Raw genomic sequence first — 14,120 nt, 5'->3', positions numbered from 1 at the left:
CAGAGGATTAGGAGGCTGGTACAGTTGCCTCCATTAGAAATCCCAATCAGCTGAAAGGAGAACAGCACTTATGAGTCTCACTACCTTGGTTACTAAGGAAGCCCCCGATTTCACGGCGCAGGCGGTAATGCCCGACAACTCCTTCGCAGAGCTCACTCTGTCCAAATACCGCGGCAAATACGTCGTGCTCTTTTTCTACCCGCTCGACTTCACCTTCGTCTGCCCCTCCGAGATCCTCGCGTTCAACAAGAGGGTTGCAGAGTTCAAGGAGAAGAACTGCGAGGTGATCGGTGTTTCCGTCGACTCAAGGTTCACGCACTTGGCCTGGAAGAACACCTCGGTCGAGAACGGCGGTATCGGCAACGTCCAGTACCCGCTGGTCGAGGACCTCGACAAGTCCATCGCCAAGGCCTACGGAATCCTGCTCAACGAGTCGGTGGCACTGCGCGGGCTCTTCCTGATCGACACCAAGGGTGTTGTTCGCCACACCGTCATCAACGACCTGCCGCTTGGCCGCAGCGTCGGTGAGGCCTTAAGGATGCTTGATGCGCTTCAGTTCGTCGAGACCCACGGCGGCGAAGTCTGCCCGGCCAACTGGCAAGAAGGCGAGGATTCCATGAAGGCTTCCACCGCCGGCGTTGCCGAGTATCTCGCCAAGAAGCACGGTAACAAGTAACTCGGATAAAACAGTAACAAAGTGACGAGGGCGCGGTTCGAAAGGACCGCGCCCTTTTCTTTTATGCATGAAAGAAAGGCAGAAACAGTGTCGTCTTGCCAATGAGAGACATCTATGCTAAAAGAACAGAGCATTTACCGACATGTAGCTCAAAAGGAGTCAAAATGCGCACCAAGGCGACTTTGTTTTCCCTGTTGCTGCTCATGGTTTTTGCCACCTCGTCTTTCGCCCTGGAGGGACAGCAGCCGGAGGCGATCGCCGAGAAGATGGCTTTCAAGCTGGTGCGCGGCGTGACGAACACGGCCACCTCCATTGTGGAAATTCCCAAGCAGTCCTACTTGACGGTGCGCGACCGTGGGGCCATCGGCTACGCGGTGGGGCCGCTTAAGGGGGTGGGGATGGCTTTCTACCGATTGCTTACCGGTCTGACGGAAACCGTCTTCTTTGCGGTGCCCCAGCCAGGTTATTACGATCCCATGATCACCCCGGAGTTCGTCTGGGAGGGGTGGGAGGAAAAACGCGTTGAACCGAGAGGGCAGAGCGAGGCCCAGCCGGTCGAGGCCAAGGGAGAATAGATGATGTACAAGCGGTTTGTCTTTGTCGCCATGCTGGCGCTTGCCTTTGCCTTGGCAACGGGAGGGAAGGCGCATGCTGAAGGCCGTGACCTCGAGTCGGCGTCGCCGCAGGAGGTCGTGGACGGCATGGCCAACAAGCTGGTCCGTGGTGTCGCCAATGTCGCGACCGGATGGCTCGAGTTTCCCAAGCAGATCTATCTGACCTGCCGGGATGACGGAGCTGCCAAGTGCGTCACGGTGGGCCCCTTGAAAGGGGTCGGCATGACGCTCGTGCGCACCGTGGCGGGGGTAGGCGAGACGGCTACCTTCTTCCTTGCCTACCCGGGTTTCTACGATCCCTACCTGGACCCCGGCTACGCCTGGCAGAAAGAATAGGCTGCAAAGACATAAAGGTAAAAAAAAAGATCTAAGGCAGATGCCTTGGATCTTTTTTTGTGTCTGCTTTCGGGAATAAAAAAAGGCCGCATCGTGAGATGCGGCCTTTCGCAATTACCCGTTAAGGGGAAATTACTTTGCAGCCGGAGCAGCTTCAGCAGCCGGAGCTTTCTCGTCTTTCTTCTCGGCTTTCTTAGCTTTCTTAGCAGCTTTTTTCTTCTTCGGAGCAGCTTTCTTAGCCGGAGCTTTTTCTTCTTTTTTTGCTTCCGGAGCAGCCGGAGCAGCCGGAGCAGCGTCAGCAGCGAAAACAACACCAGCGAAAGCAACAGCAACGAGAGCAGCAACTACGGAGGAAATGATCTTTTTCATGGGTAAATCTCCTTTACTGAAATGGGTTGGTATCCACGACATTAGCAGGTAGCGTGCCAGCGTCTCATTATAACCGTAAACACTTGATTAACCGCGTTAGGCGGAGGGGGAAGGGGCGTTGCCTCATGAAAACCTCACCCCATATGCTCCAGTCGATACCCCAAATGGGGTATACGCTTCCCCTGCAGACCGTCCAGCGGCGGGTATTTGCCTTGCCAGGTATCAGGATAGTTTGTTATTATGACCGGTCATGGCTTGACCGAGCTATCTGGGGGATTTTTGAGCAATAACATACTTTTGTCAGTAGAAAAGCCGGCCCGTTACATGGGCGGCGAGATGGGAACCGTTGCCGACCGGGAAGGGGCGCTCCGCTTCGTCCTTGCCTTTCCGGACGTATATGAAATAGGGATGAGCCATCTCGGGTTGCAGGTGCTCTACGGCGTGCTGAAAGAGCAGGCCTGGATCATGCCCGAGCGCGCCTATGCCCCGTGGCCTGATCTGGAAGCGTCGCTGCGCGCCGAGGGAAAATCCCTGGCGACCCTGGAAGCCGGCACCCCGCTGGCAAAGGCCGACATCCTCGGCTTCACCCTGCAGTACGAGCTTTCCTACACCAACATCCTGAACATGATGGACCTCTCCGGGATCCCGCTTTTGGCCGCCGAGCGACCGGACGGATATCCGCTCGTCATCGGGGGCGGCCCCTGCGCCTACAACTCCGAGCCCCTGGCCGACTTCTTCGATGCCTTCCTGATCGGTGACGGCGAGGAGGCAGTGATCGAACTGGCCGCGTGCGTCCGGGCCGCCAAGGAAGAAGGGCTCTCGAAAGGAGAGCTCCTCGAGCGGCTGGCGCGGATAGAAGGGGTGTACGTCCCCTCCTTCTTCGAGGTGAGCTACTTCCCGGACGGCCGGGTGGAGCGCATCACCCCCGTGCATGAGAACTACCGCAGCGTGCGCCGTCGTTTCGTCGCCGACCTGGAAACCGCCTACTACCCGACCTCTCCCATCGTTCCGTTCCTGAAGACGGTGCACGACCGGGTGAGCGTCGAGATATCCCGCGGCTGCACCAGGGGGTGCCGCTTCTGCCAGGCAGGCTACATCTACCGTCCGGTGCGCGAGCGCAGCCCCGAGCGTGTCTTCGAGATCATGGAGGAGGCGCTCGAGAACACGGGGTACGACGAGATCTCCCTCCTCTCCCTCTCCACCGGCGACTACGGCTGCCTCACGCCGCTTTTGAAGGGGCTCATGGACCGCTACTCCGCGAAGAAAAAGGCGGTCTCCCTCCCTTCCATGCGCGTCGGGAGCCTGAGCGACGAGATGGCCGAGGAGATCCGCCGCGTGCGCAAGACCGGCTTCACCCTCGCACCCGAGGCGGGGAGCGAACGCCTGCGCAGCGTCATTAACAAGGGGATCACCGAGGAGGCGCTCCTCGATAACGCCCGCTCCGTGTACAGCAACGGCTGGCGCCTGATCAAGCTCTACTTCATGATCGGCCTACCGACCGAGACCATGGAGGACGTGGACGGCATCGTGGAACTCTCCCGCGAGGTGAAGCGCCAGGGGAAGTTCGCCGGCAACGGCGGCGACGTCAACGTGTCGGTATCGAGCTTCGTACCTAAGCCGCACACCCCGTTTCAGTGGGAGCCGCAGATCACCGAGGCGGAGATCGTCGAGAAGCAGCGCCATCTGCGCGACGCCCTCAAGAAAAAGAAGCTGATCATGAAGTGGCAGGACGCCTCCCTCTCCGGCATGGAAGGAGTCTTCGCCCGCGGCGACCGGCGCCTGTCGCGCCTTCTCATCGAGGCGCACCGGCTCGGGTGCCGCTTTGACGGCTGGTGGGAGCATTTCGACCGCAGCAAGTGGGCGCAGGCCTTCGAGAATTGCGGGATCGACCCCTCCTTTTATCTCAGGCGGCGCGAAGTCGACGAGGTGCTCCCCTGGGATCACATCGACTGCGGCGTGACCAAGGAATTCTACCTGAAGGAGCGCGAGGCGGCGCTTGTCGGGGCGGCGACGCCCGACTGCCGTTTCGACCGCTGCACCGGGTGCGGCGTCTGCGACTTCAAGGAAGTGAAGCTGAGACTGAACGATCCGGTCCCCTTCGGCACCTATGCCAGCGAGGCCGCGCAGCAGGAGCAGACCGAAGAGGGGACCAGGATCCGCATCCGCTTCGAGAAGGTGGGGCGTATGCGTTTCCTAAGCCATCTCGAGATGCTGACCCTCTTCACCAGGGCGGTCGGCCGCTCCGGCATCCCGATCCGCTACTCCCAGGGGTTCCATCCGCACCCGAAGTTTTCCTTTGCCACTGCGCTGTCGGTTGGCATCGAGTCCTACGCGGAGTACATGGATTTCGAGGTGAACACAGGCTACACGGCGGACGAGCTGAAAGAAGCGTTGAACGCGACCCTTCCCGAAGGGGTCCGGGTGCTGGAGTCGAGCGAGATCCTGCTGCGTGCCCCGGCGCTTTCCGTCATCATGGACAAGGTGCGCTACCGCGTCACCCTCCCCGACGAACTGGCCGTATCGCTTCCGGAGAAGGTAGCAGCGTTTCTTGCCCTGGAGTCCGTGCCGCTTCGGCGCGAGAAGAAGGGGAAGGTGATCGAGTTCGACCTGCGTCACGAGCTGGCCGAGCTGAAGGCGGAAGGGAACGCCCTGGAGATGGTGGTCGGGCGCGGTAAGCCCGTCGAGTTCGCCTCCGCCATCCTGGACGTGCCGGCCGAGGCCCTCAAGGATGCCCGGCTGGAGAAGGTGGAAGTTTTATTTAGCTAAAGACGTTCAACGTTCGACGTTCCGCGTTCGCAACCGGCGTGCTTGTCGGGAGGCAACGGTGGCGGCACGTGCACCGGCTCCGGCGCACAAGATGCTGCTGCACAGCCTTCGCTGGAGCATATCGGCGATGCGAGCGCCGGTGCCGCCGGGATTATGGTGGCACGAGGTGGAAGAAGTCGAACGTTGAACGCTGAACGTTGAACGTGTTTTGAATTTTATATACAGGAAGGGGTTCACATGGGAAACGAGCTGGTTATCAACACCACCTCCCACGAGACCCGCATCGCGCTCATCGAAAACGGCACCATCGCGGAGCTGTACGTCGAAAGGAGCAGGGTGAAGGGGATCATCGGCAACATCTACAAGGGTAGGGTGGTCCGGGTGCTGCCGGGTATGCAGGCGGCGTTCGTGGACATCGGGCTGGAAAAGGCGGCATTTCTCTACGTGGCGGACGTCTTCGACGCCATGGACGAGTACGACAGTTACATCGAGCCGGAGCAGGGTGAGGAGCCGGTGCCGCACCCGCTGCACCCGATCGAGGATCTCCTCCAGGAAGGGCAGGAACTCCTGGTGCAGATCTCAAAGGAACCGATCGGCACCAAGGGGGCGCGCATCACGGCGCACATCTCGCTCCCCGGGCGTCACCTGGTCTACATGCCGACCGTGGACCACGTCGGCATCTCCCGCCGCATCGAGGACGAGGAGGAGCGCGAGCGCCTGAAAGAGATCGTCGACCGCATCAAGCCGGTCGGCGGCGGCTTCATCGTCCGGACCGTCTCGGAGGGAAAGAGCGAGGAGGACCTGGTCGCCGACCTGCACTACCTCACCAAACTCTGGGACGAGATAGCGAAGAAGAAGGACAAGGCGGGCGCGCCGACCCTGATCCACTCGGACCTCGACGTCACACAGAAGGTGGTGCGCGACATTCTCACCGAGTCTGTCGAGCGCATCGTCGTCGACTCGAAGCCCGAGCACGACAAGATCGTCCAGTTCATCAGCACCTTCATGCCCAAGATGAAGTACTCCATCGAGCTGTACGACGAGGAGGAGCCGATCTTCGATCACTTCGGCCTCGAGGTTGAGATCAGCCGCGCCCTCGGCCGCAAGGTCTGGCTCAAATCGGGCGGTTACATCATCATCGAGCAGACCGAGGCGCTCACCGCCATCGACGTGAACACCGGGCGCTACGTCGGCAAGCACAACTTGGAAGACACCATCCTGAAGACCAACCTCGAGGCGGTCAAGGAGATCGCCTACCAGCTGCGCCTGAGAAACCTGGGCGGCATCATCATCATCGACTTCATCGACATGGAGAAGGAGGTGAACCGGGAGAAGGTTTACGGCGCGCTCGAGGAGGCGCTCAAGAGCGACAAGTCAAAGACCAACATCCTGAAGATCTCCGAACTGGGGCTAGTGGAGATGACCAGGAAAAGGGTGCGCGAGAGCCTCGGGCGCATGATGTGCGAGCCCTGCCCTTACTGCGAGGGGCGCGGCTACGTGAAGTCGAAGATTACCGTCTGCCACGAGATTTTCCGCGAACTGCGCCGCGAGATGCTGGATATCCGGGGCACCAAGGTGATGCTCACCGTGCACCCGCAGGTGGCCGACCTCCTCTACGACGAGGAGCGCCGCGGCCTCGAGGAGCTGGAGAAGAACTTCAAGAAGCGGATTACGGTTCGCGCGAAACCCGGTTTCCATCAGGAACAGTTCGAAGTAGCCGTAACCTAATACACAGTCAGGAGAGAAGATGATCGGTACGCCGCTGAAGACAGGTGCGACGAGGATAATGCTTTTGGGCTCGGGGGAGCTCGGCAAGGAAGTGGCCATCGAGGCCCAGAGGTTCGGGGTCGAGGTGGTGGCGGTGGACCGCTACGCGAACGCGCCGGCGATGCAGATCGCTCATAGAAGCCACGTGATCGACATGCTAAACCGTGAGGAGCTGGACCGGGTGGTGCGCCTGGAAAACCCCGCCTACATCGTGCCTGAGATCGAGGCGATCAACACCGAATACCTTCTGGAGCTCGAAAAGGAAGGTTTCAACGTCATCCCTACCGCGCGCGCCGCGAACCTCACCATGAACCGGGAGGGGATCCGCAGGCTTGCAGCCGAGGAGCTCGGCCTCCCGACCGCGGCGTACCGTTTCGCCACAAGCATGGAGGAGTTCGCCGAGGCCGTTGCCGCCATCGGACTTCCCTGCGTGGTGAAGCCGATCATGAGCTCTTCGGGCAAGGGGCAGAGTGTTCTGCGCGATGCGGCTGACATGGAGCACTCCTTCCGCTACGCCATCGAGGGGGCACGCGGTGCCTCCAACAAGGTGATCGTTGAGGAGTTTATCCCGTTCGATTACGAGATCACCCTCCTCACCGTGCGTCACGTCGGCGGCACCACCTTCTGTCCCCCGATCGGTCACCGCCAGATCGACGGCGACTACCACGAGTCATGGCAGCCGACCCCGATGGTTCCCGCCGTGCTCGCCGAGGCGCAGCGCCAGGCCGAGGCGGTGACCGCCGCCCTTGGCGGACGCGGCATCTTCGGCGTCGAATTCTTTGTGACCGGCGAAAAGGTCTGGTTCTCCGAGGTCTCCCCTCGTCCCCACGACACCGGGATGGTCACCATGGTCTCCCAGAACCTCTCCGAATTCGAATTGCACGTACGCGCCATCCTGGGGCTTCCTGTCCCTGAGGTGGAGAGCCTTGGCTGCGCCGCGTCGCACGTCATTCTCGCGGAGGATGCTGCCGTTGAGGTCGGTTTCGAAGGAGTTGCCGAGGCGCTCGCGATACCCGCGAGCAAGCTGCGTCTTTTCGGCAAGCCGGACACCAGGAAGGGGCGCCGCATGGGAGTGGCACTCGTATTGGGCAAGGATTGTGACGACGCGAGGGAGAAGGCCGAGCAGGCGGCGCACTGCGTGAGAATCGTGAAGCGCTAGATCGAAGATCAGGCTGTTTCCACCGGGGGGCGAACTACCAAGTTCGCCCCTTTTTTTTTATTCAGGAAGTTTGGAGCGGAATTTTGTGGGGCGGGAATTGCTTGAAAAGGCCGATGCAGCACCCCACGAAGCGCGGTACGTAAACCCGCGTCCCCCCCTTTGCGAAGGGGGGACAGGGGGGATTTGCATTGCTTTCTTCGCCCTACTGGTTCTATTCGCAGATCCCGAGGAAATCAAGCAACCGTTCCCACGAGGCGTTCACCACCTGCCCCTCGGCGATCCCTGCCTCTGCCGCCAGCTTGAACGCCAGATCAAACGCCCCGACCCCCTGGCAGATGTGCGCGTCGCTTCCTATCATCACCCGCGCCCCGATCCGCGCGCAGAGCCGGGCGATCTCGGTGCAGTTCCCTTCGCTCCCCTTGCGACTCACAGCAGAGAGCGAGGAGTTGTTCAGCTCGAGCGCCGTGTCGGTGGCGAGTGCACCCATGACTATCTCCTCGTAATCGAGCGGGAAGACGGGGTTACCCGGGTGGGAGATGCATTTTACCAGCGGGTTTTCCATCACGGCGAGGAGGGTCTTTGTGTTGCGCGCGCGGTCCTGGCCGCAGATGCCGCAGTCTTCGTGGAAGCCGGCCATGACGAAGTCGAGCGTCTCCAGGACGTCCGGCTCGAGGTCGAGCCTCCCCGTGTGGTCGAGGATGTTCGCCTCGACGCCGCGGAAGATCCTGACCCCGGAGATGGTTGCCGGGACGAAGCGCATGGCGCAGAAATGGAAGCGGTGCGGTCCGCCGGGGAGCCCCGGGCCGTGGTCGGTCACCGCGAGTCCGCGCAGCCCGGCCTGGGCAGCGGCATTTGCGAGTTCGTTAATGGTGGAGTAGGCGTGCCCTGAAGCGAGCGTGTGAGTGTGCATGTCGGCTATGATTTTCATGGCCGGACTATTTCATAGCGGCTTTGAAATGTCAAGGGACCCCCCATCCCCCTCGCCCTGCCGCTGGCAGAGGATCCCCGCCCCCGGAGGGGGAGGGACAGGGAGGGGGAGCGCAGCGGCCCGTTCAATCTTCCCCCCTCCCAGCCTCCCCCCCCCGGAGGGAGGTGCCGTTCTCTCTAACCGGGAAAAGAAAAAGGGCACACCTTGCGGCGTGCCCTTTTTCAAGCTTCGTGTGGTAACGAATTACTTCGCGACAGCTTTAGCCAGCTCGAGAGCAACTTCTTTGTACGGGTTGGCGAAGAGGATGATGAGGCAGACGACCAGTGCGTAGATCGCCAGGGACTCGATCATTGCCAGACCGATCATCATGGTGGTGAGGATTTTACCGGAAGCGCCCGGGTTACGGGAAACGCCTTCAACAGCGCTCTTAACTGCGAGACCCTGGCCGATGCCGGTGCCGAGGGTGCCGAGAGCCATGCCGATGCCTGCTGCGAGTACACACATAGTAAAGAATTCCATTTGTTTCTCCTTTGCTGCGTATTTTTCCTAAATAGTATAGGAAGTAAAGTCCGTTCAATGTTCAACGTTCAACGTTCCAGCGTCCTCGGTTTTAACCTTGAACGTTGAACGCTGAACGCTGAACGTCTTTTGGTTTTAGTGCGCGTGCTCCAGCGAGCCCTGGATGTAGATCATCGCGAGGAGCATGAAGACGAAGGCCTGAATGAAGGAGACCAGCACGCCCATCAGCATCATCGGCAGCGGTACCAGGAACGGAGCCAGACCGAAGAAGATGATCAGGACGAGCTCGTGGCCGTTCATGTTACCGAAGAGACGCAGGGTGAGCGAGATAACGCGGCTCAGGTGACCGATCACCTCGATGAAGAACATCATCGGTGCTAGCCAGGCGATGGGGCCCAGGAAGTGCTTGATGTAAGCGGCGCCGTGGTGCTTCACGCCCACGATGTGGGTGGTGACGAACACGACTACCGCGCAGGCCGCGGTGGTGTTGATGTTAGCGGTCGGCGGGAAGAAGCCCGGGACGAGGCCCATCAGGTTGGACACCAGGATGAACAGGGCCAGGGTGGCCACCAGCGGGAAGAACGGACGGCCGTGCTCGCCCATGGTCTCCACCAGCATGTTCTCGATGCCGCCCACGATCACTTCCATGAAGTTCTGGAGGCCGGAGGGAACCGCCTGCAGCCTCTTGGTTGCCGCGATGGACAGAAGCACCAGGCCGAGCATGAGCAGCCAGGTGTAGACTACGGCGTCGGCACCTGCCTCGGAAAAGCCGAGGGGGTGGAGCAACTCGCGGAAGAACTGAAGGAATAAAAACGGATGAACCATGAAGCTAGCCTCCTTTACGGGTCGACAAATATATCGAAAAAGCGATTATGTTGATCACGAGGACCGAAAGTCCAATCAAAAGGCCGAAGATGTCTGCCTTTAGGACCACGATCGCCAGGTACAAAAGCGCCGCCATGATGGCCAGCCGCAGGATGTAGCGCAGTACGGCGAAGCGCGAGGCGTTGCGCGGCTGCAGGCGGAGCGCCGCTTCCAGACCGTTGCGGATCCAGAAGAAGTTCGCGATGGCGAGCATGCCGCCCGCGAAGAGCGAAACTCCGAACCTCGGTGAGACCAGCAAGGCACCGGCGGCGCCGAAAGCCCCGCTCAGCAGGAGACTCCCACGCACCAGCCAGGAGAAGATGTTACTCTCGTTTATCCTTGTCGGACCCGTCATCGCGCAGCTCTTTTCCCGCTAATATGAATATGTTGCGGAAACCTGCCGCAATGCCGAAAAACATGAAGATGAAGAAAAACCACGGGTCAGTGCCGAGCCAATGGTCCAGTTTCAACCCCACGTAGACGCCGATGGCGATGGCCACCGCGAACGCGATCCCCATGGTGGAGATCATGCCCAGCGTCCTGAGCAGGTTCTTCTTTTCTTCATTCATAACTGTGCGTCCTCTGTCCCGTATACAAATCACGGGTAGAAAACCAAGGCTAAATAGCACGTCGGCGGTACTAATGTCAATTAATTTCCAAGACGCGCCTCAACAAAAATAGCGATTTATCGCGGCGTCTTGCCCTTTATGTTACCTCAGGACGCTATGGCGCAGTGGGAAAAGGTTGCCCGTTGCGGGAAAGGTGGTACCATCTGTTGCGTTGTGCGCTTTTGGTATAACGGATGCGTCCCAGGGGAAGGAGCTGCAATGACTGACCACAGCCGCGATGACAGCTGCGGAAAGGATGGAGCGAGGGAGAGCCGGGCCGGCGCCGCTCGTTCGAGACTCTGCGTCCGCTCCAAGATCTGGATCGAACTGGACGGGGAACCGGTGCTGGGACAGGGGCGCCTCGAGCTGCTGCGACTGGTGGGGAAGAGCGGCTCCATAAACGCCGCCGCGAAGGAGATGGGGATCCCCTACCGCAAGGCCTGGACCTACATCGACTCCATGGAGAAACGGCTCGGCTTTCCGCTTGTGCTTCGCTCCAAAGGGGGGAGCGGAGGTGGAGTGTCGACGCTCACCCTCGAGGCGGAAAGCCTGCTCCAGAAGTTCGAAGCGCTACAAAAGGGGTTCGAAGAGCTCGTGAACGGCAAGTTCGCCAACCTGGGGTTCGCCCTATGACGCTCACCCTCCTGGCAGCGCTCTTCGTCTGTATCCTGGTGGTCGCCGTCCTCTACTCGAGCGTCGGGCACGGTGGTGCATCCGGCTACATCGCCCTCATGGCCCTTTTCGCCTTGCCGACCGCGTCGATAAAGCCGACCGCCCTCGTCCTCAACATCCTGGTCGCCGGTATCGCCACCTGCACCTACCGGCGCGCCGGCCAGTTTCGCTGGTCCGTCTTCTGGCCCTTCGCCGTAACTTCCATCCCGATGAGTTTCGTTGGCGGTGCGCTGCAACTCCCCGCGATCTACTTCAAGCCCCTGCTTGGGGCGGTGCTTCTCTTCGCCGCCTTCCGGCTGGTCTACCGCCGGGTCGAAAATCCGGTTCCCCCCTCGTCTCCTCCGCAGGCGGTCGCGGCGGTGATCGGCATGGTCTTAGGTTTCGTCTCCGGCCTCATCGGCGTCGGGGGAGGGATCTTCCTGAGCCCGCTCCTGCTGCTGTTCGGCTGGGCCACGCCGCGCCAGACCGCCGGCATCTCGGCGCTCTTCATCCTGGTCAATTCCATCGCCGGCCTGCTCGGTCACGTGAGTTCCTTGGGAAACGTCATGCACGGTTCCGCATGGCTCGCCGCAGCGGCCGTCCTGGGCGGCCTCTTGGGCTCGGCGCTTGGCAGCCGACTCTTACCCGTGCCGGCCATACTGAGGACCCTTTCCCTGGTCACCTTTTCGGCGGCTCTGAAGTTGATCCTGACCTAGCCGGGACCAGGCGGAGCGCCACTTCGGCGAGCGGGCAGCAGGAGACGCACGCGCCGCACCCGGTGCAGAGCCCCTCGTCGATGACGATGCCGACCCCCGCGGCGAAGGAGAGCGCCCCCGCCTCGCATCTGTCGAGGCAGGTAAAGCAGCCGCAGCTTCCGGCCGGGCAGTGCTCGGAATCGACCCGCGCCACCCTGACCACCCCCGCTTCGTCGTCTCCCGCCGCATGCGCCGACAGGCCCGGCTCCCGGTCACGCACCTCCCCGGGATCAGCCAGGACCCGGCCGGAGTTCAGCAGGAAATCCCCCACCGCGTAGAAGCTGCCGCGAAAAAAATCCTTCCGGCTCACGGTCATTTCTTGCCGCGCTTTCCTTTCTTCACGCTTTCCTTACCCCCCTGCACATGGCACTGGGTACAGTTGAGCCGCTCGGGGTGACTCGTGGCAGGCGCCCCCTTCACTCCGTCGCGATGGCAGGCGTTACACTCCTCGCCGTCCTGGTTCGCCTTCACGGCGTGCGGAATAACCGGGGGATCTCCGGGAGACTGCTGCGCATCCGCGGCCAGGTCGGGCGCAGACTCTTCCGCCTCGTCGCCCCATGCCGGGGCCTGTAGTGCCAGCGCCAGGAAGGCGCAAAGGATGAGGGGGAGCACGTTTTTCTTCATGTAAGACCTCCTATGGGGCGGACTTCTCGATCGGTCTCCCCACGTCCGTTACGGAGTGGGGCTCTTTCTTGAAACGGAACCCGACGCTTAAGGCGCGCTCGGGGCAGATGTCGAGGCAGGCAAGGCAGCGGGTGCACTCTCCGGCGCACACCCGGCACGCCCCCTGGTCCCAAAGCGGCTCGAGCACTTCCGGGACCGGGCAGACCGCAACGCAGTCGCCGCACCCCGTGCAGCGCTCCCTGTGGAAGCCTACCTTCAGAGGACTGAAGCGGGCGATGATTGCGTAGAACGCGCCCAGCGGGCAGAGCGAGCGGCACCAGACCCGCGGCGCAGCAACGCCTTCCACCAAGAGGATCGCAGCCGGGACCAAAAGCGGGACGAGGGAGGCGAAGGCGATGGCGCGCCCCATGATGCCGATGGGCGACAGCACCTCGAAAAGGGGGACCCCGGTCGCCGCCACGGTCACCAGCACGGCCGCAAGGATGTAGCGGCCGGTGGCAAGCGGCAGGAATCGTCCCCCACGCCTCACCTTGCTCGAGAACTTCTCCCCCAGCTCGGTCAGAAAGCCTACCGGACAGACCCAGCCGCAGAAGCTGCGCCCCCCAAAGACGAAGTACCCGGAAGTCACCAGGAGCGCCCCGAAGAGGAAGGAGGGGATAAGGACGCCGGAGCCGATCACCGCCTGCAGGCAGGCGAGCGGGTCCGAAAGGCGCACCCCGGCAAGTTCCGCGGAGGCCAGGTTGCCGCTGAAAAAGGTGAACCCCGCCACCGGAGAGGCGAGTAGCAAAATGGTGCCGGTCTGCACCGCCCGGCGCGGCAGCCACCACCTAGAAGTCATAGCTGTCCCTCTGGACCTCTACCGTCTCCCGCACCACGATCACCGGCTTTGGGAGCACGCAGGCGTTCTCGCAGACCCCGCAGCCGACGCACTTCTCCCGGTGCACCACCGGTTCCATGATGGTGTGCTCCCCGGTCCTGGGGTTGTGCCGCGGCTCCAGGGTGATGGCCTGGTCGATGAGCGGGCACTGGCGGTAACAGACCTCGCAACGCAGCCCGCGAATCGAGAGACACCCCTCCCGGTCCACGATCTGCGCGGTTCCCATGCGCACCTTTTCCACCTCGGTGGTCTTCGGGTCGAGCGCGCCGGACGGGCAGGCCTTGACGCAGGGGAGATCGGGGCAGAGGTAGCAGGGGATCTGTCGCGCCGCGATGTACGGCGTCCCGATCCCGACGCTCCGGTCCTGGAGCCTGATCGCGTGATACGGGCAGGCCTGGGCGCACTTACCGCAGCGCACGCAGGCGGCCAGGAAGCGACGTGCCGCGATGGCGCCGGGGGGCCTGAGCACGAAGCCGTGCGCCTCCCCCGGCCGCAGGTAGACCGAGGCCCCCCCGGCGGTCGCGAGCGCGAGTGCTAAGGGTGCCAAGGCTCCCCCCTTCAGGAACCGGCGCCGCGAGATGCCGCTATCGTCCCGCTCTTTCGGCAC

At 61.8% G+C, this 14,120-nt stretch carries 18 protein-coding genes; 8 read left to right on the top strand and 10 right to left on the bottom strand.

Going from position 1 to position 14,120, the window contains the following annotated elements; translation table 11 throughout:
- The first annotated feature begins 70 nt into the window (after positions 1-70).
- The 3 genes from E8K79_RS13335 (at position 71) to E8K79_RS13325 (ending at position 1,626) form a co-directional block, all read left to right on the top strand.
- The gene (locus E8K79_RS13335) at positions 71-676 is read left to right on the top strand and encodes a peroxiredoxin (RefSeq protein WP_129124971.1); all 606 of its coding nucleotides are present in this window, start codon (positions 71-73) and stop codon (positions 674-676) included.
- A gap of 164 nt (positions 677-840) precedes the next feature.
- Positions 841-1,251: an exosortase system-associated protein, TIGR04073 family gene (locus tag E8K79_RS13330; RefSeq protein WP_135869095.1), complete on the top strand. Its 411-nt coding sequence runs from the start codon at positions 841-843 to the stop codon at positions 1,249-1,251.
- A gap of 3 nt (positions 1,252-1,254) precedes the next feature.
- Positions 1,255-1,626: an exosortase system-associated protein, TIGR04073 family gene (locus E8K79_RS13325; protein WP_136515157.1), complete on the top strand. Its 372-nt coding sequence runs from the start codon at positions 1,255-1,257 to the stop codon at positions 1,624-1,626.
- Positions 1,627-1,758: 132 nt separating this feature from the next.
- Here E8K79_RS13325 and E8K79_RS13320 read toward each other — a convergent pair whose 3' ends face one another.
- Positions 1,759-1,995 carry a hypothetical protein gene (locus tag E8K79_RS13320; protein ID WP_135869097.1) on the bottom strand — a complete coding sequence of 79 codons (237 nt, stop codon included), beginning with the start codon at positions 1,993-1,995 and terminating at the stop codon, positions 1,759-1,761.
- A gap of 279 nt (positions 1,996-2,274) precedes the next feature.
- Between E8K79_RS13320 and E8K79_RS13315 the strand changes: the two genes are divergently transcribed.
- From E8K79_RS13315 to purT, 3 genes are all read left to right on the top strand, one after another.
- Positions 2,275-4,761 (top strand): TIGR03960 family B12-binding radical SAM protein, encoded by a 2,487-nt coding sequence (locus E8K79_RS13315; protein ID WP_136515156.1) that lies wholly within the window; start codon positions 2,275-2,277, stop codon positions 4,759-4,761.
- A 237-nt stretch (positions 4,762-4,998) separates the two neighbouring features.
- A complete protein-coding gene (locus E8K79_RS13310) occupies positions 4,999-6,489 on the top strand; it encodes an Rne/Rng family ribonuclease (protein WP_135869099.1) in 1,491 nt (496 codons plus the stop codon).
- 19 nt (positions 6,490-6,508) lie between these two features.
- Positions 6,509-7,687 carry a formate-dependent phosphoribosylglycinamide formyltransferase gene (gene purT, locus E8K79_RS13305; RefSeq protein ID WP_136515155.1) on the top strand — a complete coding sequence of 393 codons (1,179 nt, stop codon included), beginning with the start codon at positions 6,509-6,511 and terminating at the stop codon, positions 7,685-7,687.
- 211 nt (positions 7,688-7,898) lie between these two features.
- On the opposite strand, the gene E8K79_RS13300 is transcribed toward purT, so the two are convergent.
- From E8K79_RS13300 to E8K79_RS13280, 5 genes are all read right to left on the bottom strand, one after another.
- On the bottom strand, positions 7,899-8,615 hold the full coding sequence (locus E8K79_RS13300) for a phosphatase (RefSeq protein ID WP_136515154.1): 717 nt from the start codon (positions 8,613-8,615) through the stop codon (positions 7,899-7,901).
- A 243-nt stretch (positions 8,616-8,858) separates the two neighbouring features.
- Positions 8,859-9,134 carry an ATP synthase F0 subunit C gene (gene atpE, locus E8K79_RS13295; RefSeq protein ID WP_015722622.1) on the bottom strand — a complete coding sequence of 92 codons (276 nt, stop codon included), beginning with the start codon at positions 9,132-9,134 and terminating at the stop codon, positions 8,859-8,861.
- Positions 9,135-9,269: 135 nt separating this feature from the next.
- Positions 9,270-9,959 (bottom strand): F0F1 ATP synthase subunit A, encoded by a 690-nt coding sequence (gene atpB / locus E8K79_RS13290; RefSeq protein ID WP_135869102.1) that lies wholly within the window; start codon positions 9,957-9,959, stop codon positions 9,270-9,272.
- A gap of 4 nt (positions 9,960-9,963) precedes the next feature.
- Positions 9,964-10,353, bottom strand: a complete 390-nt coding sequence (locus E8K79_RS13285; protein WP_135869103.1) for an ATP synthase subunit I — start codon at positions 10,351-10,353, stop codon at positions 9,964-9,966.
- Positions 10,322-10,567, bottom strand: a complete 246-nt coding sequence (locus E8K79_RS13280) for an AtpZ/AtpI family protein (protein ID WP_135869104.1) — start codon at positions 10,565-10,567, stop codon at positions 10,322-10,324. Before E8K79_RS13280 ends, E8K79_RS13285 begins: the two co-directional genes overlap by 32 nt.
- Before the next feature lie 258 nt (positions 10,568-10,825).
- Here E8K79_RS13280 and E8K79_RS13275 point away from each other — a divergent pair, with 258 nt between their 5' ends.
- Positions 10,826-11,239, top strand: coding sequence for a winged helix-turn-helix domain-containing protein (locus E8K79_RS13275; protein ID WP_136515153.1), 414 nt, complete (start codon positions 10,826-10,828; stop codon positions 11,237-11,239).
- On the top strand, positions 11,236-11,973 hold the full coding sequence (locus tag E8K79_RS13270) for a sulfite exporter TauE/SafE family protein (RefSeq protein WP_136515152.1): 738 nt from the start codon (positions 11,236-11,238) through the stop codon (positions 11,971-11,973). The genes E8K79_RS13275 and E8K79_RS13270 overlap by 4 nt, the downstream gene beginning before the upstream one ends.
- On the opposite strand, the gene E8K79_RS21295 is transcribed toward E8K79_RS13270, so the two are convergent.
- From E8K79_RS21295 to E8K79_RS13250, 4 genes are read right to left on the bottom strand one after another with little or no spacing between them, the layout of a single operon-like run.
- A complete protein-coding gene (locus E8K79_RS21295) occupies positions 11,936-12,322 on the bottom strand; it encodes an ATP-binding protein (RefSeq protein ID WP_198419819.1) in 387 nt (128 codons plus the stop codon). The genes E8K79_RS13270 and E8K79_RS21295 overlap by 38 nt on opposite strands.
- Before the next feature lie 2 nt (positions 12,323-12,324).
- Complete coding sequence (locus E8K79_RS13260; RefSeq protein WP_135869107.1) at positions 12,325-12,636, bottom strand: hypothetical protein; 312 nt, start codon at positions 12,634-12,636, stop codon at positions 12,325-12,327.
- Between the two features lie 10 nt (positions 12,637-12,646).
- A complete protein-coding gene (locus E8K79_RS13255; protein ID WP_136515151.1) occupies positions 12,647-13,474 on the bottom strand; it encodes a 4Fe-4S binding protein in 828 nt (275 codons plus the stop codon).
- Positions 13,464-14,120: a MauM/NapG family ferredoxin-type protein gene (locus E8K79_RS13250; protein WP_136515150.1), complete on the bottom strand. Its 657-nt coding sequence runs from the start codon at positions 14,118-14,120 to the stop codon at positions 13,464-13,466. Before E8K79_RS13250 ends, E8K79_RS13255 begins: the two co-directional genes overlap by 11 nt.

It is taken from the genome of Geomonas edaphica (genome assembly GCF_004917075.1).
GTDB lineage: Bacteria > Desulfobacterota > Desulfuromonadia > Geobacterales > Geobacteraceae > Geomonas > Geomonas edaphica.
The sequence above is the reverse complement of the archived record's forward strand: the minus strand, read 5'-3'. Positions and strand labels throughout refer to the sequence as shown.